General features: G+C 41.8%; 19 protein-coding genes and 8 pseudogenes. 15 read left to right on the forward strand and 12 right to left on the reverse strand.

From position 1 onward, the window contains the following. Positions 1-62 precede the first annotated feature (62 nt). Positions 63-827 (forward strand): hypothetical protein, encoded by a 765-nt coding sequence (locus ACJJIP_RS08260; RefSeq protein ID WP_444946623.1) that lies wholly within the window; start codon positions 63-65, stop codon positions 825-827. Between the two features lie 357 nt (positions 828-1,184). On the opposite strand, the gene ACJJIP_RS08265 is transcribed toward ACJJIP_RS08260, so the two are convergent. Then, positions 1,185-2,012, reverse strand: a complete 828-nt coding sequence (locus ACJJIP_RS08265; RefSeq protein WP_444946624.1) for a DUF2306 domain-containing protein — start codon at positions 2,010-2,012, stop codon at positions 1,185-1,187. A gap of 189 nt (positions 2,013-2,201) precedes the next feature. On the opposite strand from ACJJIP_RS08265, the gene ACJJIP_RS08270 reads away from it, so the two are divergent. The 7 genes and pseudogenes from ACJJIP_RS08270 to ACJJIP_RS08300 form a co-directional block, all read left to right on the forward strand. Then, a complete protein-coding gene (locus ACJJIP_RS08270) occupies positions 2,202-3,473 on the forward strand; it encodes a sensor histidine kinase (RefSeq protein ID WP_444946625.1) in 1,272 nt (423 codons plus the stop codon). An 11-nt stretch (positions 3,474-3,484) separates the two neighbouring features. After that, a complete protein-coding gene (locus ACJJIP_RS08275) occupies positions 3,485-4,147 on the forward strand; it encodes a response regulator (protein ID WP_444946919.1) in 663 nt (220 codons plus the stop codon). Then, positions 4,134-4,586, forward strand: coding sequence for a hypothetical protein (locus tag ACJJIP_RS08280; protein WP_444946626.1), 453 nt, complete (start codon positions 4,134-4,136; stop codon positions 4,584-4,586). Before ACJJIP_RS08275 ends, ACJJIP_RS08280 begins: the two co-directional genes overlap by 14 nt. Before the next feature lie 588 nt (positions 4,587-5,174). After that, the gene (locus ACJJIP_RS08285; RefSeq protein ID WP_444946627.1) at positions 5,175-5,597 is read left to right on the forward strand and encodes a hypothetical protein; all 423 of its coding nucleotides are present in this window, start codon (positions 5,175-5,177) and stop codon (positions 5,595-5,597) included. 74 nt (positions 5,598-5,671) lie between these two features. Further along, on the forward strand, positions 5,672-6,196 hold the full coding sequence (locus tag ACJJIP_RS08290) for a hypothetical protein (RefSeq protein ID WP_444946628.1): 525 nt from the start codon (positions 5,672-5,674) through the stop codon (positions 6,194-6,196). A gap of 267 nt (positions 6,197-6,463) precedes the next feature. Next, a pseudogene (locus ACJJIP_RS08295) lies at positions 6,464-7,690 on the forward strand (IS256 family transposase). A gap of 42 nt (positions 7,691-7,732) precedes the next feature. Then, positions 7,733-8,175 (forward strand): annotated as a pseudogene (locus ACJJIP_RS08300) (integrase core domain-containing protein); the annotation flags it as partial. Here the strand turns inward: ACJJIP_RS08300 and ACJJIP_RS08305 are convergent. Then, positions 8,080-8,550 carry a helix-turn-helix domain-containing protein gene (locus tag ACJJIP_RS08305; protein WP_444946629.1) on the reverse strand — a complete coding sequence of 157 codons (471 nt, stop codon included), beginning with the start codon at positions 8,548-8,550 and terminating at the stop codon, positions 8,080-8,082. The pseudogene ACJJIP_RS08300 and the gene ACJJIP_RS08305 sit on opposite strands and share 96 nt — an antisense overlap. Positions 8,551-9,070: 520 nt before the next feature. Between ACJJIP_RS08305 and ACJJIP_RS08310 the strand changes: the two genes are divergently transcribed. Beyond that, the gene (locus tag ACJJIP_RS08310; protein ID WP_444946630.1) at positions 9,071-10,390 is read left to right on the forward strand and encodes a helix-turn-helix domain-containing protein; all 1,320 of its coding nucleotides are present in this window, start codon (positions 9,071-9,073) and stop codon (positions 10,388-10,390) included. A gap of 126 nt (positions 10,391-10,516) precedes the next feature. After that, positions 10,517-11,344, forward strand: a complete 828-nt coding sequence (locus ACJJIP_RS08315) for a hypothetical protein (protein ID WP_444946631.1) — start codon at positions 10,517-10,519, stop codon at positions 11,342-11,344. A 273-nt stretch (positions 11,345-11,617) separates the two neighbouring features. Here ACJJIP_RS08315 and ACJJIP_RS08320 read toward each other — a convergent pair. Continuing rightward, positions 11,618-11,881 (reverse strand): annotated as a pseudogene (locus ACJJIP_RS08320) (transposase); the annotation flags it as partial. Positions 11,882-11,996: 115 nt separating this feature from the next. Beyond that, positions 11,997-13,224 (reverse strand): annotated as a pseudogene (locus tag ACJJIP_RS08325) (IS256 family transposase). A 235-nt stretch (positions 13,225-13,459) separates the two neighbouring features. On the opposite strand from ACJJIP_RS08325, the gene ACJJIP_RS08330 reads away from it, so the two are divergent. The 3 genes and pseudogenes from ACJJIP_RS08330 to ACJJIP_RS08340 form a co-directional block, all read left to right on the forward strand. After that, complete coding sequence (locus tag ACJJIP_RS08330) at positions 13,460-13,711, forward strand: winged helix-turn-helix domain-containing protein (RefSeq protein WP_444946632.1); 252 nt, start codon at positions 13,460-13,462, stop codon at positions 13,709-13,711. A 109-nt stretch (positions 13,712-13,820) separates the two neighbouring features. Beyond that, positions 13,821-14,477, forward strand: coding sequence for an N-acetylmuramidase family protein (locus ACJJIP_RS08335; RefSeq protein WP_444946633.1), 657 nt, complete (start codon positions 13,821-13,823; stop codon positions 14,475-14,477). Between the two features lie 22 nt (positions 14,478-14,499). Continuing rightward, positions 14,500-14,873 (forward strand): annotated as a pseudogene (locus tag ACJJIP_RS08340) (IS30 family transposase); the annotation flags it as partial. A gap of 132 nt (positions 14,874-15,005) precedes the next feature. Here ACJJIP_RS08340 and ACJJIP_RS08345 read toward each other — a convergent pair. The 7 genes from ACJJIP_RS08345 to ACJJIP_RS08375 all read right to left on the reverse strand — a co-directional run bounded on the left by ACJJIP_RS08345 (position 15,006) and on the right by ACJJIP_RS08375 (position 20,904). Then, complete coding sequence (locus ACJJIP_RS08345) at positions 15,006-15,143, reverse strand: transposase (protein ID WP_353376364.1); 138 nt, start codon at positions 15,141-15,143, stop codon at positions 15,006-15,008. Between the two features lie 105 nt (positions 15,144-15,248). Next, on the reverse strand, positions 15,249-15,623 hold the full coding sequence (locus tag ACJJIP_RS08350) for a YchJ family metal-binding protein (protein WP_444946634.1): 375 nt from the start codon (positions 15,621-15,623) through the stop codon (positions 15,249-15,251). A 55-nt stretch (positions 15,624-15,678) separates the two neighbouring features. Further along, complete coding sequence (locus tag ACJJIP_RS08355; RefSeq protein WP_353376361.1) at positions 15,679-16,008, reverse strand: hypothetical protein; 330 nt, start codon at positions 16,006-16,008, stop codon at positions 15,679-15,681. Between the two features lie 369 nt (positions 16,009-16,377). After that, on the reverse strand, positions 16,378-17,046 hold the full coding sequence (locus ACJJIP_RS08360) for a hypothetical protein (RefSeq protein WP_444946635.1): 669 nt from the start codon (positions 17,044-17,046) through the stop codon (positions 16,378-16,380). Positions 17,047-17,071: 25 nt separating this feature from the next. Then, positions 17,072-17,743: a hypothetical protein gene (locus tag ACJJIP_RS08365; protein WP_444946636.1), complete on the reverse strand. Its 672-nt coding sequence runs from the start codon at positions 17,741-17,743 to the stop codon at positions 17,072-17,074. 27 nt (positions 17,744-17,770) lie between these two features. After that, entirely contained in the window at positions 17,771-18,406 is a 636-nt protein-coding gene (locus ACJJIP_RS08370) for a hypothetical protein (protein ID WP_444946637.1), read from the reverse strand. Positions 18,407-18,648: 242 nt separating this feature from the next. Next, positions 18,649-20,904, reverse strand: coding sequence for a hypothetical protein (locus ACJJIP_RS08375; protein WP_444946638.1), 2,256 nt, complete (start codon positions 20,902-20,904; stop codon positions 18,649-18,651). A 321-nt stretch (positions 20,905-21,225) separates the two neighbouring features. On the opposite strand from ACJJIP_RS08375, the pseudogene ACJJIP_RS08380 reads away from it, so the two are divergent. After that, positions 21,226-21,360: pseudogene (locus ACJJIP_RS08380) on the forward strand (helix-turn-helix domain-containing protein); the annotation flags it as partial. Between the two features lie 195 nt (positions 21,361-21,555). Then, a pseudogene (locus ACJJIP_RS08385) lies at positions 21,556-22,649 on the forward strand (IS5 family transposase). Positions 22,650-22,789: 140 nt separating this feature from the next. On the opposite strand, the pseudogene ACJJIP_RS08390 reads toward ACJJIP_RS08385, so the two are convergent. Further along, positions 22,790-23,107: pseudogene (locus ACJJIP_RS08390) on the reverse strand (transposase); the annotation flags it as partial. Between the last annotated feature and the right edge of the window lie 39 nt (positions 23,108-23,146).

A 23,146-nucleotide genomic window follows, 5' to 3' on the forward strand; every position in this document is an offset into this window, starting at 1 on the left:
CCTTGTTAAGCCTTGCCGTTTTTTTAAGTCTTTTTCTATCAGCTTGTCAAGGAGGCTTTAAATTGACAAATGTTATTACAAATCGGATACGTGTTTCCCCAAAAAACAATAAGATAAGCAAATCTTTAATTGAGATGCTTTTATTTGAAATTAACCATTTTAGCTACGGGAAAATTTTATACTCCGTTGGCACCGGCAGAAACTTTACTGATTTTGTATTTTGTTCACGGCGACCTTTTGACCCTCCTAATTTGGATAAGATACTCAGCCATAATGATGTTTGGCTATTGACGTCAGACGAAGGTGGTTTTCATGATTGCTTTGCTCACCTTAATGTCCAAGATAGCTACAGGCCTGCCGTATATTCTGCAAACCAAATATTAATTAACGGAAATATATACAAGTTACATGGTTTTATTAAGAAATTACTTGGTGAAAGGTGTAATGATAGTTTACTAACCTCTGAGAATACGTTGCTGTGTGATATCTCCTCCACTTTTAAAGCGAGTAACTATATAAGGTTGTGGGATGAGAATGGTGTTGTGGAGGTTGATCAAACCTCAATCATTGGTGAGTCAGATAGCTCCGAAATTAAAATTATTGATGGAGACTTAGAAGTATTTGAGTCAATATTTTATAACAAATTATGCTCAGGTCCAGATTCGGCTGATTATAGGATTCATAATGAATTAAAGTCAGTAAAACTCTTATTTAATAAAAGAGTGGTTAAAAATTATACATATGAGCGAAGCCAATCGAATCCAGATCGCTTCTTTTGGACAGATAACAGCGCAGATTATTGGGATAATTTGAAAGCTGCTAGTTAACTATGTCTCATAGCACAGTCTGATTAATATTCATCATAAAGCTTTATCTGAATTAGTATAAAAATTGACGTTGCTACTTTTTCAAGCTTTTAAGCTACCAATCCTTACAGTTTTTTTTGCTGTCGTACAAGGTGGTTGAAGCTGCTTTCTTATACTGTGGATGATAAGGAGATCCCCACGAGTTTTTAGTAGTAAGTCTCTACTTCCATTTAGTTAGCTGGCTCATAGTGTTTTGTTTAGCTCTCGCAGTGCAGTCAGTAACTTGAGTATCTCTGCAACAGCTAGATTCACAAACCCTGGACTTCTACAGCCAAACTAACGGAAGAGCATCATTCACGATAATTTGGCTATGTAACCTTAGATCCGTGGCAACCACATGCCCATCGTAGCGGCAAAAATACCAATGGCCATAAACACAGTCAGAGGTATCAGGGTACTGACAAAAGCAATCTGGGTACCTTGTGAGGTTCCACGCTTTTGACAGTGAAAATACCATTCCAGCATGGCCAGCGGGAGCAGGTATTGACCGAAGCCCAGTGCATACAGGAATGGCCCGGTAAAAGATTCCCAGTCGACCCCCCAGCCGCCGGTGAGCATTGCCCAGCCCATCAAGGCCACGCGGAAGAACCACACCGCACTGGCAGCCATAAATAGGCGCAAGGCCCAGTGACGGTGCTCAGCAAAGCGTCTGGCCATCGCGGTACGCACCGCCAGAAAGGCAAACGCCAAAATTAGTATGCCATCCATGGTGATGCTGATTTGCGACACTAAATTACCAATAGTGTGCCGCGTCCAGGTCATGTAGAGCCCCGCAATACTGCCGATGACGGCAGTCAGCAGATAGCTGCGTCCCAACCAGCGATGGAAGTTGGGGGCATGCCGTCGCACCGAAGGGATCAGCTGCAGGGGCCCACCGCCGATCACAATTGCGGCCAATAGCACGTGGCTCACCGAAGCGAGATTACCCAGTGTATCTCCCTCGCGGAAGCCTGCCGGAAGGTGCAGTCCTTTCAAGCCGTGCACCCCCGATTCGGCAATGGGTGGGTAGAAGACGGCCAGGATATAGGCAAAGAAGATCGCATGGCCGATGGCCGCGATGCAGAACCAGGTTTTTACCGACAGGTTAACTGCTCGCCGGGTATCGAATGGTCGCGGTAATGTTTGGCTGAGTACAGCGTTGTTCATGGGTTTCTCCAGGCGATTATGGTCCGTATAAGGTCTGAATGTGCTTGCCGAGCATGTTCGGCTTTTTCGGGCACACGCACATCGGCCACAGGCAGGAATCGGACCTCCCCCAAAAGACGGAGATGCGCCTGCTTCCGCATCCTCCGAAAGTCCCATGACAGCTGGTTGCGCCTGGTTTAGCATGCGGAAATGAAATCGTCGTCCCTAAATACGCCTGCGTCGAACCCGCTCAACACCAGCTCGGAATTACCCAAGCTTCCGGTGTGGCAGCCCTTCCGCGGGCCATTCGAACGCTGGCCGCACCTGACTGATCTGCTCATCGCCCTGCTCATGTTTTTGCTGACGCTACTGATGTGGTCGCGCGACGAGGCGCGGGAAGTGCTGGCCATGCAAAATCTGGGGGATGTTATTGCTTTCCAGTGTGCGTTCATCGGGTCCTTCGCTCTGTTGTGGCGTCGCACACACCCCTGGCAGGTACAGGCCATTATTCTCGGCGCAACAATATTGCTGGAATTGGGTTTACCGGCGGATGGCATCGTTGCCATGGCGGTTTCGCTGTATAGCCTTGGCCGCTACGAGGCCAACACCCGGGCCAGTTTTATCGGAGTCATCGCAACGCTGGTTTTTGTGGCGATTGATCAGAGTCTTCCGGTTAAACCAACCGCGGCAGGCACCGTAACGGTGATGCTGGTATGGGCGCTGTGGTATATCGGTCGCCGGCTGCGCTTTCGCGGTGAATATCTGCGCTTGCTGGAAGAGAGAGCCAAGTATTTGGAGCGCGAACGCAATGCCGAATCCGAGCGCGCGGTTGCGGCTGAGCGCACCCGAATCGCCCGCGAGATGCATGATGTGGTGGCGCACCAGGTGAGCCTTATGACCGTGCAGGCTGGTGCCGCCAGGGCCATCAGCCGCAATAACCCGCAAGCCGCCAGTGAAGCCATGGTTTCTGTGGAGGCTGCTGGCCGTCAGGCCATGACAGAAATGCGCCATTTACTGGGCGTACTGCGCCCGACCAGCAGCGACACTGCCCTCACGCCGCAACCGGGTCTCAATGATTTACCAGCTCTGATTGAAAAGGTCCGGCAGGTGTTAACCGAGGTCGACTACGAAACCCACGGCACGCTGGAGAATGTACCGACAAGCGTCGCGCTCACCGCTTATCGTATCGTTCAGGAATCCCTCACTAATGTCATCAAGCACGTTGGAGCCGCTGCGCGGGTTCAAGTGAGCCTGCGCGTAGACCATGACACTCTGGCGATTCATGTAGGCGATGATGGCAACACCACTGGCGACAGGCCCATGGTGGAAACAACTATTGACGAGCAGCCTGGCGGTGGGCACGGCATTGCAGGCATGCGCGAGCGCGCGGAATTGCTCGGCGGCCATCTGTATGCGGGCGCGGTCGATGGTGGTGGTTTTGAGGTATATGCACAACTGCCTACAGGAATGGTGAAAACATAATGTTGCAAGTGATGGTGGTGGATGACCAGGCTTTGGTGCGGCGCGGTTTTGCCCTGATCCTGAACAACGAGCCCGATATCGAGGTGGTCGCCGAGGCCGGTACCGGCATTGAGGCAGTTGAAGCTGCACGAGCGCATCAGCCGGATATTATCCTGATGGATATCCGCATGCCGGAGATGGACGGGCTGGAAGCCACGGCACGCATCCTGGAAGCTAGTGATACAGCTTGCCGTGTCATTATTTTGACCACGTTCGATCCCGATGAATACGTGTTTCGTGCGCTGAGGGCAGGGGCTAGTGGCTTTGTGCTCAAGGATATTCCCCCAGAGGCGCTGGTGCAGGCAGTACGCATCGTAGCTGAGGGCGGTGCCATGCTTGCACCGGGCATCACCCAACGCCTGATCAGCCAGTTCGCACAGAAATTGGGGGCAGGGCGCAACCTGTCAGAACGCCTGGAGCGCCTCACTACTCGGGAGTGCGAAGTACTGGAGGCCATCGCCGCCGGTAAAAGCAATGCCGAGATTGCGGAGGCCCTGTTTATTGGCCCCGCCACCGTTAAAACCCACGTTTCAAGCCTGCTCTCCAAGCTGGGGCTACGCGATCGTGCGCAGGCGGTGGTGTTCGCATACGAATGTGGCCTGGCCACAGTAGGGGAGCGCGATGTTGGTTTCTAGATCAATACGCGCTTTGCAACGCAATGCACTGTATCGGCTTGCTGCCATCAGCGCAGTAATTCTGGGGCTGTTCCTCACCCTCGGAGCTCAAGGTCACTTTACTGCCGTTTGGCCACTGGTAGCCAGTGACGGAATGGGTTTATCCCGTCGCTTGCTGTTGATGCTGCCCGGCGTGATGCTCGCCGGCACAGCGGTGTTGAACTTCCTGCTCTGCAAACCACTCTGGCAAGTACGTGGCTACGCCCTCAACGTTACGCTTGCGGGTAATCTGCTTGCTATGTGCTACTTGTTCTACCTGATGATACGCGGCGTGCCCAATCACCCTATAGGCGTTTTTCTCGCATTGGAGATGTCTTTTGTATTACTGCTCGTAGCAACAAGGGCGGGACTGGTCTGGCCTGCGGTAACAGAAGCATCGGTTGGGAAGGGCATGCAGTAATGTATACACTCGGGGATTGCACTAGCTATCCGATATCTTAACCCCAAGGTTGTTTTTTAACTTGCTAGTTTCTTTCTGAAGTCAGATAAATAGATTTATCGTTGTACCTTTGAAGTCCTGACTAGGTCATTTTTTTTGAAAAACAACTCTCCCCATCTAAATGATTTTGCTCACCATCAAAAATTCTAAAGTGAAACATCTGTACACTAGTGCTATCACAAAGTGACTCGAATCGAATCTTCCCGATAAGCGTGTTGCTATTCGCCGAAGCTTGATCGATTGATTCATGCGTAAATTCTTCAGAAACAAAATCTGCCTGCATGATTATTAACGTTTAGACCAGCATATCCTTACTCAGGTTTCTATCGAAATCTTTCTTTGAATATGTATGTCAATTAAAGGTGGACTCTTGAACCTCTGCATCATTTATTATCGCCGGGCTGACACGCTTTGGAGTTACAGAGAAGCGTGATATATAGATGCTGCTTTTGAATTAACTACTAGCTCTCTATGAATATTCGAGTATTTACATTACTGCTGATAACGTTCTTGTCTTCTTGCGCGTCACAAAAGAAGAAAGAGGATATATTGCAGTCTGCATACGGGGATAACCTCGATTACTTCGGTGGCATCACCTTTTTAACAGGCCCTTGGTATGCGCCGGGCTTTGAGTACGGTTACCATATTAATGATGGTACGGTCTATATAGCTCATGTCTCTGAAGATGGTCACGATAAGCACATTGTCAAAATTTCAGATTGCCCTCAAATAGAAACCGGCATCAGAGATCTACAACGTGCAATATTTAAAACATCAGAGATTTTTGCTGGTATTAAACAGCCTGCTGAGTTAGAGATCATCGTGATGGATGGCCCCAGCTACCGATTGGAGTATTACTCCGATAGAATAAGTGGCTCAATCACCCTTGAGGGTGGAGCAAATAGTAGTTACGCTACCCCTTGGATTAATGCGGCACTAAAAATCGGAGATATAGCCGGTGCCTGCGAATGAGCTAACAAAGCGCGCATGTGGGACAAAGTGCTGCGTACTTCACTTTTTTACTTAGCATTATAAGTAATCCAGCTATGAACAGAGAACTAGGAGAGCAAATAAAGAATGTTAGTCCAGATGAATCATTTAGCTTAGTTCGATCCATACTAGAAGGGGTTTGCGCTCACAATATGAGCACCAATGAATGGCTCTATCTATATGAAATGCTTTATGCGCGAATAGGGGACTCAGAAACGACAGACCTTAGTTATGCTGAAGCTGCCGTCGAAATACTTTCTCACTTACAAGGTGAGAATTCCTCAAATATGAATTCATTTTTAGTGCAGGAGTTAAATCTAAGAGTGCGTCTTATAAAAATTTATGGCGTAGGAGGCGGACTACTAGACCTTGACTATATATTTTTAGCTGTTAAGTCAAAACTTTGTAGCACTGACCCATCAGATATATCCGAGAACTGGCGAGAGTTGCAATCATGCGAAGATATCGCGAGATTAAGGAGTTTTAAAAACCTACTAGGCCCCATCTCCCTGCTTAAAGACATAGATATAGAAAACGAATTTTTTACAGATTGGTTGGCGCTTAGGGGAGCTTTGCCATGAATAGATATTACAAGGTACATAAACAGCGTTCCTTGGGATTGGATAGCCAAATCACCCTATTGAAGCACTGAGTAATTGTATAGAAGGATGGATAGAGTTCAAGGTAACTGTTATGCCAAGGTAGTTATAGCCTCCCTTGTTTAGGGAAACCAATTGAACTAACTATCTAGAAGAAATATAGCTATAGGCACAATTGAGACTGTAAATTTAATTGTGTAACTGCTCCTGTCTCCGTACTCTGTATTGGAGGATAACATGAGCAGAGCAATGGATAATAAGAACCTCGAACAGCAACTCAAAGCACAGGTGACCGAATTAGCCAAGGAGGTTAAATCTGAGGCCGATCTTAACAGCCTTACGCAAAAGCTGGTAAAGATGACGGTAGAAGCTGCCCTGGGAGCAGAGCTGAATGAACACCTTGGCTAGCCCAAGAATGATGCCGCCGGACGTGGCTCTGGTAACAGCCGCAATGGCACGAGCTCCAAACGCCTAAAAGGTCAGCATGGAGAGGTCGAAATTAGTGTTCCCCGTGATCGAGCCGGTTCATTTGAGCCTCACTTTATACGCAAAGGTCAGACCCGCCTTACGCAGATGGACGATCAGATACTTTCCTTGTACGCAAAGGGCATGAGCACCCGCGATATCGTCGATACCTTCAAAGAAATGTACGGTGCCGACGTCTCAGCAACCTTGGTATCCAAGGTTACAGAGCAGGTTCTTGGTGCTGTGACAGAGTGGCAGAATCGCTCTTTGGATCAGGTCTACCCCATTGTCTACTTAGACTGTATCGTCCTGAAGATCCGCCAAAATAAGCGGGTAATCAACAAGGCGATGTATGTTGCTCTGGGCGTTAATATGGAGGGGCAAAAAGAGCTACTAGGCCTATGGCTTGCTGAAACAGAGGGCGCCAAGTTCTGGCTGTCTGTACTCACGGAACTGAAGAATCGCGGCCTGGAAGATATTCTAATCGTGTGCGTAGACGGCCTGAAAGGCTTCCCCGAAGCGATTGCTGCAGAATACCCAGATGCAAAGGTTCAGTTGTGTATCGTGCATATGATACGCAACTCACTGAAATATGTTTCTTGGAAGGACTATAAGGCGGTTACAGCCGGCCTAAAGGAAATTTATACCGCTGCTACAGAGCCGGCTGCACAAGCAGCACGAGAGCGTTTTTCGGAAAGCTGGGATGACATCTACCCACAGATCAGCAAATCCTGGGCTACACACTGGGCTAACCTAATCACGTTGTTCGAGTATCCACCTGAGATCCGCAAAGTGATCTACACGACTAATGCAATAGAGTCCCTCAACAGCGTGATTCGCAAAGCGACGAAACAACGTAAAGTGTTCCCTTCTGATGAATCAGCCATGAAGGTGGTGTACTTGGCTATGCAAGGCGCCTCGAAAAAATGGACAATGCCAATCCGCAATTGGAAGCCAGCCTTAAACAGGTTTATGATCGAGTTTGGTGAGCGACTCACCGATTACCAATAACCAACTGGCATGGGCAGTTACACAGAATTATTTACACTCTCTTACCAGCAAACCTATGTCGATACCTATGCAAAAGTGGCTCACTGCAAGCTTTATACCACCAAAACACCAATCACTGCAGCAGACCTTCTGAATGACCGTGTATTACCGTTTTATGCCATGCATGATCTAGCGGTGTTACGTATCCTGACTGACCGTGGTAAAGAATATTGTGGCAAGCTGGAGCAACATGATTATCAGTTATATCTAAGTGTGAACGAAATAGAACACACCAAGACAAAAGCGAGGGATCCACAAACTAATGGTATCTGTGAGCGATTCCATAAAACTATTTTACAGGAATTCTACCAACCATCATTACGTCGCAAGATCTATGATCAATAGAAGAGCTACAAAAGGATCTGGACGAATGGCTCATCTATTATAATAATGATCGCACCCATCAAGATAAGAAGTGTTGTGGCCGCCCATATCTGCCGAACTTGCCATGGTGTCACTGCTGCGTATTTAGCCATTAGCTCAATACTCCAGTGTGTCGCTTCTTCGGGTATACGCTTTGTTGTTAAAAACAATACACGATCTACAACGTCCTTTTCGATAACAGTTGGCCGTCCAGTACGAGCACGCTCTCGCAGCCCTTCAATACCTTCCTGTTCAAAACGGTTTCGCCAGCGATAAACAGTCTTCGGTGAAGTTTGCTGCGCGGTAGCTACATTTGTAGGAGTTATTCCTTCAATGAGCTGAAGAATAATCTTCGCTCGCATAATTTGTCCATGTGGAAGAGTTGTTGACCGGCACCACTTGTTTAGAATAGCCGTGTCACTGCCAGAAAATTGAAAAGATTTACTTGCTCGTGTCATAGGGCACCTCTGCTGCGTAGTTTATCGCTTAAGAGAGTGTCCGTCGTTGGTGGGTAAGATCAAGTAGGATTTCGAGTAATAAATAGACATTTTTAGCTGTGGGAAGCGTGATACAAGGCTAAAGGTTGGTTTTTCAGAGCATTCAGAGGTAACTTAGTGGTCATTGTATTTTTATGAAACCCGATACTGATATTGTTACATTAGTAACAATATGCTTTTAATTTTTTAAGTTCCAGATATAGTTGCTTACGATTAATGCAATTAGCCATTTCTCTATAAATGGTCTAGACCACTCATTCTGAGTGCCATTAAAACTTATGAATAAAATGTGACTCAAAGCTAAAAAAATATTTGCCAAAAAATAGATGAAATTTCTAATGATTAAATCACATATTTGATAATAATAATAATTGAAACAAGGGGACAATTAAGTGGCACTTGTGGTTAAATATAGTTGGTACTCACAGTCTAATATTAGTTTAGATGTTGCTCCTACAAACAATTGCAAAGTGAAAGGACAATGAACTCTTCAGAAAAAAAGATTAAAGGTAAGTATGCCGTTGGCTTGAAAAAAGAATCACAAGCTTCAAATCAAATTGAAGAGTTACAAGCTTTATATATCAAAGCAATTACAGAAGAACTTGAAGACCGAAACTCCCCATTATCACTATTATTTAATGAAGTAAAAATATATGGTGGAAATGGAAAATCTGAAATAAAGTGTAACCGTAAATTTGTTGATGTAGACAATATAATAGAGAGTGCGAAAAACCTATACCCAATTATTAGTGAAATAATGGTCTACGAGGATATTTATAAAAAACAAACACTAGATAATGATTTAAGCCTACAAAGAGTTGACGAACTAATAAATGAAGTGTTTTCAAGCGTTAAATCGACCGCAAGAGAGAGAAAGATTCGTTTAAAAGTAAATGAAAATGAAGTTTATCAATTATTATGGCCATTACATAAAAATTTAATGCATAAGGCGTTCATAGTAATTCTAAATCATTTGATAGCCAATATAACGGAAGATGGATCGATTGGCATAAAAGTATGTAATGACAAGGATTTATTGAATTTATTTATATACTCCCCTGTAGAAGGAGGGCTTATGAAATTAAGGGGTGTTAATAGTGAAAAATTGAATTCAGAAAATAGTAAAAGTGAGCTAGAGAATGAAGGGGTAGGATTAAGTGGTAATTATAATGAGGCTATAAAATTTATTTATAAATACCTTGTGGGGGAAAAAAAAGAAGTTGAAAGTAGAGATCACTTAGGTCTACTCATAGCAAAAAATGTCTTGGAGTTACATAACGCGACAGTATATCTAAATGAATTTCTAGACGACGGAATATATCTCCAAATCTCATTGCCAACTATTGAATTTAATAAAAAGCTATCAAAAATCAAGAAAAGCCAGTATGAAAGGTTTGTGTGGGAATCCGCGCCGAGTGCGACAAATACAAATATATCTAGTCGAATTGAGAGAGCCAGAATAAAAGAATCATCATTTGAGCGTATCTACACAGCAATTATGAAAAATATTGATAATAAAAATTTTTCAGTGGATGAGCTATCAAAACTATCTTTTTCAAGTAGATCACAGCTATTTAGGAAGGTGAAAAAATACATAGGTATTTCACCGCAAGCACTTATTTTTTGGTTGAGAGTTAAAGTAGCAGCTGAACTATTTAAAAAAGGAGAGATAAATGTTTCGTGGATATCCCATAGTGTAGGCTTTAAAAGCTGCGCCCACTTTAGTAGGAACTTTAGAAAGCAATATGGGATGCCACCATCTGAGTATATTACTAGATGTAACAGAAAAATGGCGTATTAAAGTTAGTTGACCTAAAAATCTCAGACGATTAGTAACTAACAGGTACAAAAAATGATCAACTAAGATAAACATCAAAGTGAAGTTTAGCTATTATTTAACCAACTGATTAATATTATCTGTTAAATTGTGAAAAATGAAATAAATATTCAGTTGATTGAGAGCTTAACCACTGAAACGTTTAATAGGTTATTGAAAGAATCTATTGCGATGGTTAACTTCAGTTTGTCATCTGGATATGACATACCTAGTTCGGCTTTCGACTTGATCGTAGAAATCAAACAATGTAGTTACTATAATAATAAAAAAAATAAAGGCCTTCCTTTAACGGATAAAGAAGTAGGCTCCCTTAAAAAAATAGTAAGAATACATAGTTTATTGGTTGAGGTGATAAGTCCTGCAACCCCACGAACAGCCATATTAATGATGGATGCTACTAAAGATCCATTACATATAAATATGTTCTTTAATGCTAGCATTTTCAGAAATATATTATTAGTTGTTCTAATATCAATGGCAATTTTTATCTTTTTTGGAATTTCGCCAGAAATTGATATGGAAACACGTACTAAATTTATATTCTTAGAGTTATCAGGGCTGTCATTATTAAAAATATTAATTTTTCTGCTCTCTGCGGCATCACTAGGCGGCTCGTTGGCCTGTCTCTTAGTAGTAGGGCATTACTTGGAAAAGGGCTTGTTTGACCCCATTTATAACTCGTCTTACTGGGTAAGATATATTTTCAGTGTAATTTTTGGACTACTAGCATGTACCTTACTGGTACATGCTACTCCTTTAGGTGATAAAACTCTTAATGAAATTGGGCGCCCTGCATCTGCAATGATAGGTGGTTTTTCCAGTCATTTTCTATTTCCATTATTAAAGAGTCTGCTTGATATGATAGGGAGTATTAAATTTAAAAAAAATTATAAAAAGGTTAAGAAAAGGAATAATTAAAAAATATTTAAGGCGCCTCTATAAATTTGGAGGCAAATTTACGGACTACTAATGTGCTATTTTATGGTTGATTTTTAGTTGTAAAACTAAGTTTATTCAAAAAATATTGATAGCCAGTGTGTTTTATCGTCATTCCAAGGAAGACTCATTGCCATTTTATTCCCTTCTTCATGTTGCAGGCGCAACTCGACTGTAAATACTGACAAAGCGGCGCATGTTGTAAACTAAATTCATCATGCCAACCTTGGCGCTGGCCCGCGCTAGTCCAATAGCTCAAACGAACATTCCGCCCTGCTCATTTTCCATAGAGCCAAATACATGCTCAACTCTGGCCCTAATTTTGGATTTCTGACGATTGGTTTTTGTATCCCGGTCGCTAAGGAGCTTACTTCTACAGACCTTTTTGTGTACATGACTGCGGTAGCCCATCGCTTCCAATGTAATCTCAAGTTCTTCGCTATAATAGGCTCTGTCCGCCCAAACATCTTTCGAACTGTTGTCACCCAGTAATTCAGTGAACACCTGTGAATCATGTACTTCGGCAGAGGTTTGATCCTACCCACCAACGACGGACACTCTCTTAAGCGATAAACTACGCAGCAGGGGTGTCCTATGACGAGTTATTGTTAATTCTGGTGTTCAACAAGCCTGATCAAGCTGCGCTCTGGTCAGCTGTTGGTGCCTCCTCTCTATCGTAGAATTTCACTCCGGTGATGACCTTGGCGAGGTAGTCAAAGCCACAGAGTTTTCTCCATTTTCTTTCTGCACATACTTCCAACTTGAACAACATGTGCAGCATGCCTTCTCGCGATAGACAGCCTTTGGAGCGCTTCGTCCTATGTCGTATTTTTTCGAACATCGACTCAATTGGGTTCGTTGTCCGAATACTCTGCCAGTGTTTTGCCGGAAAGTTGTAAAAGCTCATCAGCTCTTCGTGGTCCTTTAACAGGCACTCGGCAACTTTCGGGAATTTGGCTTCATATGTCTTGATGAAGGTGTCTCTCCGCATTGGCCCTTGTCTCAGCCTGCCAGATGTCGTGTAGAAACTGCTTGGCTTTCGGCTGGCTCGACTTGGGCAGTTTATTAAGCACGTTGGCCGACTTGTGTACCCAACATCGCTGTTGACGTGTCTCCGGGTAGATCTCTTCCATTCCTGCCCAGAAACCCATGGCACCATCACCAATCGCCAGCTCTGGGGCGTACATTCCGCGCTCTTTCAGCTTTCCCAATACACCTTTCCAGCTAAGCGTTGATTCACGTTCTCCATCCTCAATGGCCAGAAAGTGCTTTTCTCCACCCTCGTTCACACCAATGACAACCAGCGCACAGAGCTTGCTTTTTTCCGAGCGTAGGCCACTGTATATGCCGTCTACCCAGATATAACCCCCTAAGCGTTGGCTTCGCCAAGTATCATATTCATTTTTCCACTGCCCTTTCAGGCGAGCCACCGTGCTGGCCGATAGGCCCTTCGTTTCCGGGCCAACCAATATCGATAGAGCATCCTCCATTTCACCCGTTGAAACACCTTTCAGATAGAGCCACGGCAGTGCCGCCTCCAGAGAGCGAGCCTTGCGAACGTATGGCGGCACCAATGCTGAGTGGAAGGTGACCGGCTTGCTATCTTTACTTCGGACCTTCGGTATCTTGACCTTCACCAGACCAATTCCAGTCTGAACCTCGCGTTCCGGCAGGTAGCCGTTGCGAACTATAGCTGCTCGGCCGTCGTCCAAGCGGCAATCTTGAAAAGCCTTCATAAAGGTCGACAGCTCTGCTTTCACTGCCTGCTGAAGTAGCTCTCGTGCGCCCCGGCGTAGCAGTTCTGTCAGTGGGTCAATTGTCTCCTGTCGATTTGTAAATTCAATAACGGTATTCTTGTCCATAGCGGCGTACTCTTGGTTGGTTGACTGTTTGGCGACAACAAATCAACCAGATACGCTGCTTTCTTTCAAACCCTCAAACACCAGATTTGATTATAACTCTAAAAACAGACCCCTATATTTTTTTGTTAAAAGTTAACTCTCTAGTAAAGCGGAAAGAAAAAATTTCGAATGAAGATAAAATAAGCGTCCAAATAGAAATTGGTGACCCTGGAATAAATCAAATGTCAGGAAAATAATGATAAATACAGGTGAATTGAAGCTTTCCTCAAATAAATATGACTTACTAACATTTTTGGAAAAATTTCCAGGTCAGATTCTTTCTCAAGAAATTACATATAAAAAGATAAAAGGAACAAATTATGATGCTATTAATAGATCTATAGATATAAGTATATCCAACATAAGGTCAAAAGTAGGCGATAAACCGACAAGTCCATTAAGCATAAAAACAATCAGAAATAAAGGTTATATGTTAATGATTGAATAGTAAATTCTATTTCCATGAAATCATTATTAAATTCTGGTCAAAGTTTAACAGTTAATGAAAATTAATGCTAAAATTTAAGTATGTGTGGTAGATACTAAAGGATAATCTCATGAATTTTCGAGGTGAAGCCTTACCTTTAACGGATAGTGACATTGAAATTATTGCTGGCTATTTAGGATGTCAAGTCGCAGCTTTACATTCGGTTATCATAGTAGAGACAACTGGTAAGGGCTTTGGCCCTGACAATCGGCCAATTATGCTATGTGAGCCACATATATTTTATCATGAGCTTAAAATTCCATCACAGCGCTTACAAGCATCAAAACAGGGGCTAGCATATCCAAAGTGGGGAACAAAGCCATACCCTACTACACAAAATATGAGATATTTATGGCTTGATAAAGCTATGGAAATTAATCAAGAAGCTGCACTTTCCTCTTGCTCTTGGGGGTTGGGGCAGGTACTTGGTATAAACTATAAAATCTGTGGGTTTTCAACAATTTTAGATTTTATTGAATCGATGAAGTATTCAGGGGCATCACAGCTTTATGCAATGGCTAAGTTTATAGCAGCGGATCATTTGCAAGTGTATTTAAGAAATCTGGCATGGTCTGAATTCGCACATCGCTATAATGGGCCAGCTTATGCTTTAAACCACTATGAAATAAAATTGGAACATACTTATAGCCGACTACCGGCTTCAGAAAAGGTAATTCCTTCTCCTCCAAGTAACTATACATTAGATAGCCTTCTTCCTTCCAAATAGGGGGATTATAGGCATAGGTACCTTACTTAAATTGAAAGGGAAAGATGCGACTTCTGTGAACCAGGTGCTTGTTGCTAGGTCTAAAAACTGCCAAAAGAGCTTTGCCAATCACTGACGTGGGACCGAGGAATGGAGTTGGCGAAGCACGCTGAATTTAAGGAAAATACAGGTGTTCCTGTCTTCTTCTGCGATCCTCAGAGCCCTTGGCAAAGGGGAACGAATGAGAATACCAACAGTTTAATCCGTCAGTACTTTCCAAAAAAGACATGCTTGGCGCAGCATACTCAGAGGAAACTCAATCAAGTTGCTAACGAGCTTAATAGCAGGCCAAGAAAAACACTGAACTTTGCGACACCAAAGCAGGTTATTAAACAGGGTGTTGCCTTGACAGGTTGAACCTACACTGGCATTTTTTAGGATTTCTTTCTCCATCCGCTATTACTTGATTTCGCGTCGCAACCGATCCAATTCAGCACGCTCGCTGGTATCCGGTCTTTCTCCGCTCTCTTCCTGCTTCAGGTCTTTTATCTAGCGTCGTAGATTATTGGTAGTGGTTCCAACAGCTTCAGCTGCCTTAGAAATCGAATACCCTTGCTCGGAGACAAGGGCTACGGCGTCTTTCTTGAACTTCGGCTTGAATTGCCGACGTGTACCTTTTGTTGTCATACTTCACCTCGATTGGTAATTTTACCATCTTAGCAAAGTGTCCGGAAGAATTAAACCACTACAAACATTATTCAATGACACAAGCAGACAATAAAGTAAGTTTTTTTACTCCAGTGAATAGTAAAATACTAGCCGTCCGTCCAGCTTTATGAATAATAGATTATTATCTACATAATGCTCACAGTTGTTTTCTAAATATGTTTTTTTAACGTAAACTACAGCTTCATTTTCACCTCCAAATATATTTATAATTTTTAGATCTAACCACTGAACATTATTAATATTAATTTTATCAACTCCAGGGAAAGTCTCTGGGTGCCATGTATCCTTTATATACTCTTTGCAACCCAATAATTCAGCTACATGCCTACTTCGTGTAAGTGACCCTGGATCTAGAGGGTAAGCCATTCCGGTAACATATATCTTACAACAGCTCTTAAATAACTTCCCACTGCAGCAAGGGCATGTTTTTTCTTCCATTACAAAAACCTCAGTTAACTATATGATTAGTAGCTTTAATGGTGTCAATAACAAGTTAGCCCTTCCCAAATAAGTAACCTAAAATTAGGTTTATTACCGGAACAGTGAACTTCCACAATTCAGATGAATCCACGCCTTTAAGTTCAAATAAAGTTCCATAAATACTCATACCAATAAGTAATAAAAGGATACACCCGGCAATATTAGATGGAGCATTATTTTTATCTCCAAACAATTTCCCTAAAAACCCAGCATTCAATTTTATTTCTTCGTCACCCAATCTAGAGGATTCTTCATTTTTAGGAGGAGTCATATTAATCTCTCTTGGTTTCAAGTAATAACTGCAATCCCTATATGCTGCAAGCAGATTATCTTGCAGCCCCACAAATATATCTTACCTAACGAAACAGTAAGAAAACTTAGGGACGTAATGGCAGGCTGTTTTTAAGATGTATAGAACACTGGTAAGTTAAGAAAGTTTTTTCATAGTTAAAAATTATCGTGGTTTGGTCGTTAGGCAAGATCACTATTGATCCACTTACTGAGCTTCGCTCTAAAATACATGCCCATTAATTACATTAAAGAAGTTATGAAATAGCTTCTAATCATAGTAGTTTCGACCTTAAATGATAGAGCATTATCTGGGCAACCAAGAATCGCCAGATGCAAATAAGCACTCTTGAATAACTCAGTTAGAAAAGTTTTCAAGAGTGCGCAATTACTACAATAAACAATTAAGCTGTTGATGCTAAGTTTAACTAAAATTACATTTTCTGAACGATAAAGCATATGAGATTAACTGAAAAATAGCAGAAAGTACTTCAGATGCGAGCCCTACGAATGTCGCAAGCTGCCTCCAATTTTCAAGACTAAAAGTTTTAGGCCCCTTTTTTGTCCAAAAAGGGGCCTGACTTGGTTGAATCCTCGCTTTTTCCCGTACATAGACTGCATAATCAGCAAAAAGTGTGGCTGCAATTTGAACGAGCCAAGCCAATATTTGGCCCGCTAGTATTGTATCACAATCCTTATTAGTTTTACCTGGAATAGATACAGTACCAGAAATAGCTCTACGAACTGAATCCTCGATATTTCTCCTAAATGATTCTGGGCTTTGTAAGAGTAAACTAGCCGGAATCTCCGTAAGTGTAGAATGTAAGAATTCATTCAGTCTAAGCATTTTGGCGAGTAATTTTTCTGAACTGAGAGAACGATATTTATTTCCTAGTGCGGAAAAATCGGATAATCTACCTTGGGATAGCCCAAGAAGATAGGGTTCTATATCTCCTTCTAGATCTTCGTTGGAATTATCATCTTTAGTAAGGTCTAAAATAATAGAATTCGCTAACTCTTCTAACTCCCGAACAAATTTTAGAAAAGAATCTGAATGAAGAAAGGAGGGGTTTACAATAGAAATATTTTCCATGATAAATACTCGTTAGATTAAGTTACTAAGATTCCATGCACATTTTAAAATTCGTTGCGTCTGCAATCACACCAAACAACATTTGAAGGCACACACCAAGAAGTGCAGCCATTAACTCCTTTTGATCTAATTTTTTAAATTGACTTCCTTCTATAAATGCTATAGCCATACATTCTTTCACAAGCTCTACCCATTGGCCACCGAAAGACGTAAGAAAAGCTTTAATACAAGAAGGAGGGGCAGGTATTACATGACCGACAGAGGCTGAGCTGTCATTTAGTATGTTAACTACCTCTTGCTCATAGTTGGTGTCAGACAAGAGTAAAATAATTGCACCTTTTAAGACATCTTTATCCTGGTAAAGCGCTCCAGCTGGTAAGTTTGTTAAAAAATTCTCTCTTAATTTTTCAAGGTCCATCACGAATTTAAGAAAATTTTTCATATGTAATGGGGAGCTTTCATCCCCTTCAAACTTATGAAACAGATCTAAAATTGCAGTAAATTCACCACGCTTTATATTTTCATTTAGTGAATATAATTCATCACTTCCCAAATTCGACGTTGAATCCAATACATCAGAAGTCAAACTTCTTACTACCTTAATCATATATTCCAGTGTTGAATTGACAATGGACATAGATTGCGAGTGGCTTGACAATTCTTGTGCTATTTTTCTGGTAACTAGTGAATTAGACATACAAATATTTCCATTCTAGTGAGTTAATTATGCAATGCAGCTGCGATAGTTGTATGCAGTATTAATTACTGATAATACAAGACCAATTATCTCGAAAACCACAAATAATATTATTTCCGGTAATTTCTCATCAAACGCCTTAAGTAACATGACGTCAACTAAAAGTAGTTCAATAAATCCAAAGAGAATGGAGACGATATCAACACCCAGGATGGCCTTGCAAATTTGAACCACAGGCAATTCCAATTGCTCGATGGCTATTTGTTCTGGCTCTGAATCAGATATCTGATCCTTAATGACTTTAGCAATTTCCTTTCTATCCATATCTGCAAAGGAAAGAGGGAGCTCTTCTTTTAAGTTTGCAAGATGAGAAACAATCCTGTCTGCGACTGCAATTATACTGCCGAAAGGGATTAAGTTCTTATCCTCATTCAGAAATATATTTAACGCTGAAGGATCTTTTTCTTTATAGTTTTGAAATGTTTGATCAAATTCACTTTTAGAAAATCCAGAAGTGGGAATATGGTTATTGCCATGCTCTCGGTCAAATAAATTATTTCCTGCTTTAGTTGCAGGTAAAATTATATGTTTAATGATTTCCTCAAAAATTGAATTGAATTCTGGTGATTTAGAAAGCATTTTACTTAGTTGATACTCATTCATCGGTACATTTTCCTATGAAATTTTAAGATAATGATTTAAAAAATTTCTATCAATAATTGTCCCTCCATTAATTTAGGTCTAATTAAAATCTATCTAGACAGCTAAATATGAAAAAATTTCATAGTCGATCATAAGGTTGACAAACTAGATAGGTGTATTTTATATTTAAAAACTAATTGGTATATATTAATATGTGTAGCTTGCGAATCGAACAATAAGCAAGTATCCATATCAAAATATAATTAGCTGCTTTCAGGTGGGAAGCACGCAACTGTTGATTCAGGTTCCGATAGAATGCTATTGAAATTAAATGTAGCAAACTGAGTGTTCGATCGTGTAGGCGCAAATACAACTTTTATTGACTTGGGCTGGTTGGTTGATATGGTTACCGGTCCTTGCCATTGCGGAGTCTTTTGCGGACCGGTATTTTTCCAATATCCAGCTTGGATTTGGCCGACATATGTACCATTGGAGTTGGCTTCATTAAATGTATATCCAATAGGATAAGTAGCCATAGGCACATAATTACCACTGCCATCGTTTTCATAGTACTGCGCAACTAAATAGGGTTGATTTCCGTCTGTGTCCGCTAACTTTGGATTTCGTATTACATAAGCTGCAGGTGCTTTTATATATGGAGCACATGCTGTTGAGCATGGAATTGCATTGAAAGAAAATTGATTATTAGTAAAGGTAACTCGTACAGGATCGGTTTCTGAATCATAAAGCCACCAAAACTTCCACATTAAGCCATTCTGACCATCATTACCACTGGCGTCAAAGTCAATAGTTAAGTCGAAGCTTGCTTTGTACTCTTGCGAATCTAAAGTTATAGTTTTTGTATTTAAGCTTAGAGGCTTAGTCCATGTAGTATCAGCACCATAACCTAGATCTGAAAAATTCAACTGTGCTGCAGCGGTTCCTGTTTTAGTATTTGCATTCGGCCACAGATTATTAATCCTAATAACATAATCGTTAATCCATGAAGCATTATCTTGTCCTACATATTCAAGTACGATCACATTTCCGCTAGACGCTTGACCTGACCCATCCCAAATGTATTTCCATGGATATGAGGGGAGATTTGTCATAGTTCCATTTGGAGTATTAATAGTAAGATCATATTGTTGTTGTTCATCGTTACCAGGGTTCAATATTTCGATATAGGCACCATTTTTACTCATATTGTTTAAGGTGCCAGGTACAACACAATTTTGATAGAAGAGCGGGATCTCCAATTTAACCTGGGTTGTAACGTTTTCGTCTGGCCCATTAATTTGTTTAACAGGATGGTTATTATAAAAAGTTTTTCCCGCTATAATACTTCCAATTGAGGGCCAAGTAACTGTATATGTAAGCGCTGTACTTTTATCTTCAAGATAGACTTTAATAGGATCAACGGTTAACCTTGGCTTGCTCTGCTTCATACCCTCAACCCATTGCTGCTGATTAAGCCAGGTATCACTGTTTGGGAAAGCGTTAATAAACTTAATCATAAACTCGCTAGGCTTTTTACCTTTTGCGGCTTCTGCTAATACATATATTATTTCAAGAATAAACCTGCCATAATTATAATCTAGATTGGCTGAGAATCTTATTCCATGGAATAAGACAAATAAGGTCTTTAATGCAATTAAAAATTTAGAATGCGACTTCTGGACATCATCATTTTCCCAATCAATAGTTAAATCCTGCACTAATTGTGAAGGTGTATCAGGATCTGGGAATGTCCATCCAAGCAATTCTAATCCTATACCCATTCTTTTTGGTTCTTGCACACTTATAGGGAAAAAAGTTGAAAAAATATCCACCCCATGGTACGTACCTGGAAGTGTTTGGGGAGGAGGATTCGGATTTTTTTTCTTGGTTGTCGTCCTAGGAATATTATTCCATAAGGTAAGACCACAGGTTAATTTCGCTCCCAAATAGTCCCCTGAGCGTCGCGAATTGGTCAGGCGAAAGAAGTCATACATCGTTTGAAAACCTTGCTGAACAACAGCTGCATCTGACGATGGTACCCCAACAAACTCTGCACCAGCCCATTCACTGAGCTTTTTTCCATTCACAGTTATGCCCCACAATTCAGCTCCGGCATCAAATCCGAACCCAACTGCTTGTGGAGGAAACCAAATCCCGCTATTTACATTAATTCCAAGATTTTCATCATATTTAAGCTTGCTGATTAATTGATCTACAATTAGGGGAAATTGATTATTAACTTCAAACACAGCATCTTTAACTATTTTTAAGTTGGCGTCACCGGGGTCACGTAATAGATTTAATATAGCCTCCTGCACTTCTTTTGATTTCTCTGAATGTACAGTACTACCAACAAAGTTGTAAATATCGTTTATCTGTGTTTCATTTTGTATTAAGAAATTAGCTAATGAATTTAAGTGAAAATTAATCTCTTCATCTTGCCTAAGCAGAGATATGAGCCATTGAGGGTCATTTTGTGCTTGGCCGAATTCATAGTCTGTTGGAATAACACTTGACATATTAAGATCCTCAATATTTAGAAGGTGTAGACTAAAAACAACAGTAAATTTATATATATTTGAATCTTAATCTTTACAAGTTTGGGTTTGCAGGCGGCAACTTGTAGGTAATAACTTGCACTTTCGATGTAATTATGTCGCGATTAACTTCAAATTTCTTGATTTGCAGTTACTATATTTTTAATTAGTTTTATACAGATTAAAAAATATGTGACGGGAGAATTGTTTTTCTACATCTTGGTTTCGGATAAAAAGTGCAATTGGTAACGGAGGGCCCAGCTGGTAGAGTCAGCACCTCTCCCGACCAGGAGAAAGACACTGATGAGCTACTATCAACTGAGCGAGAACGAACGATACCAGATTTCCAGTCTAAGAAAAGCCGGACATTCTCAGAAAGCAATTGCAGAATTGTTTGAGAGGCATCCCTCAACGATCACCCAAGAGCTGCGATGCAATACAGGCTTTCGAGGAATCGCCCAAGGCAAGCACATAAGCTTGCAGAGCTACTACGCCAGCAAGCGTATAAGACACAGAAAGCGATTGATGGTGTGTGGCAACAAATACACACCCTAGCAGGCTGTTGAAATACGACCGCATAGGTACTGGTTTTGGTAGAATATCCACAAGATAAACTCTGGAAGCTCTACGATAATTCGCGGCGCCAATATCACCCAAGAAGCTTTATTCACAACGATTCATCTTGAATCTTTCGTACCTAAGAAGCATCCATTACGCGCGATCCGGACTCTCTTTAACCTCGCGCTCAAGCGTATAGACTGGCTGCTGGACTCTGCATACGTGAATACTGCCGTGAATCTATCCAACCAGAACGCTTATTAAGAGCCCAACTATTACAGGTTCTGTATACGATTCGCAGTGAAAGGCAGTTAATGGAACATGTGAATTACAACTTACTATTTCTCTGGTTTGTTGGACTTTCAGTAGACGATATCGTATGGAACCACTCTACCTTCAGTAAAAACCGAGATCGGTTACTTGAACATGAGGTTATTCCGGCGCTTTTTAAAGAAATTGTAGAGATGGCTCACAAGAAAAATCTGCTTAACTATGAACATTTCAGTGTTGATGGCACCTTGATTCAAGCATGGGCTTCCCGGAAAAGTTTTCGGCCGAAAAAAGTCGGTGATGACGACGAAAAACCAGGGGGTGGTCGTAACAAGGAGCGAGATTTTCGTGGAGAGAAACGTACTAATGATACGCACGCCTCGACCACTGACCCAGATTCAAGAATCTATAAAAAATCACGGGGCTCAGAAGCAAAATTGGGTTACTTGGGGCATACCACAATGGAAAACTGAAATGGTTTAATTGTGAATGCAAAGGTCAGTTTAGCCACGGGAACCGCAGAGAGGGAAACAGCGCTTGATGTGCTTTCGGAACTACCGGGCTCAAAACCCAAGACAGTTGGTGCGGATAAAGGTTATGACACTCGTGGATTTGTAGAGTCCTGCAGAGGTTTGGGAGTCACGCCTCATGTTGCTCAGAATGGTAAATGTCCAGGAGGGTCCGCGATTGATGGGAGGATAACTCGTCATACTGGGTACCAGGCCAGTATGAAAGTTCATAAACGAATTGAAGAGGGTTTTGGTTGGGGAAAAAACATAGGGCTGATTCGACAGATCAAAGTGCGCAGCCTAGATCGTGTTAACGAAGTTTTCAACATGACATTTATTGGGTGGAATCTTACTCGAATGAAAAATTTACAGAATCAATCTGTTTTATGAATGCAAGTAGGGCAAAAACGCGCGAATCCTAGTTGATTTAATAGTTTTTGGGCGAAAAATGAATAGAACAATATTATTTGGGGGAAATCATATGGATTAGTTCAGACCAAATCTGACACATACTCTTGAAAAAGAGGGATTTACCGGTTTTGATGAAGGTGCCTAAACCTATAAACAAAACCAAGGATAAACCCCATGATTCGCAATTCAGCACGGCCCGGTCGATGCTTCAAACGACTTCGCTTCTCTGCAATGTGCCACTCCACCTCTTTAGATTTAAGCTCTTCGCGCTTTTCCGCACCCGTGTAGTCAGAGTCTCCCCAAATGCGTTTCTCTTTACCATGTAGCAATTTACCTGTTGCGGTAATGTCGTGCTGGTTAGCGGCTGTTATGTCGAGGTTATGGATGAGCCCAAGGGTATCATCTGTACCAATGTGTATCTTCATACCAAAATGCCACTGATTCCCTTTTTAAGTTTGATGCATTTCTGGTTCGCG

This window comes from Microbulbifer variabilis, assembly GCF_052467165.1.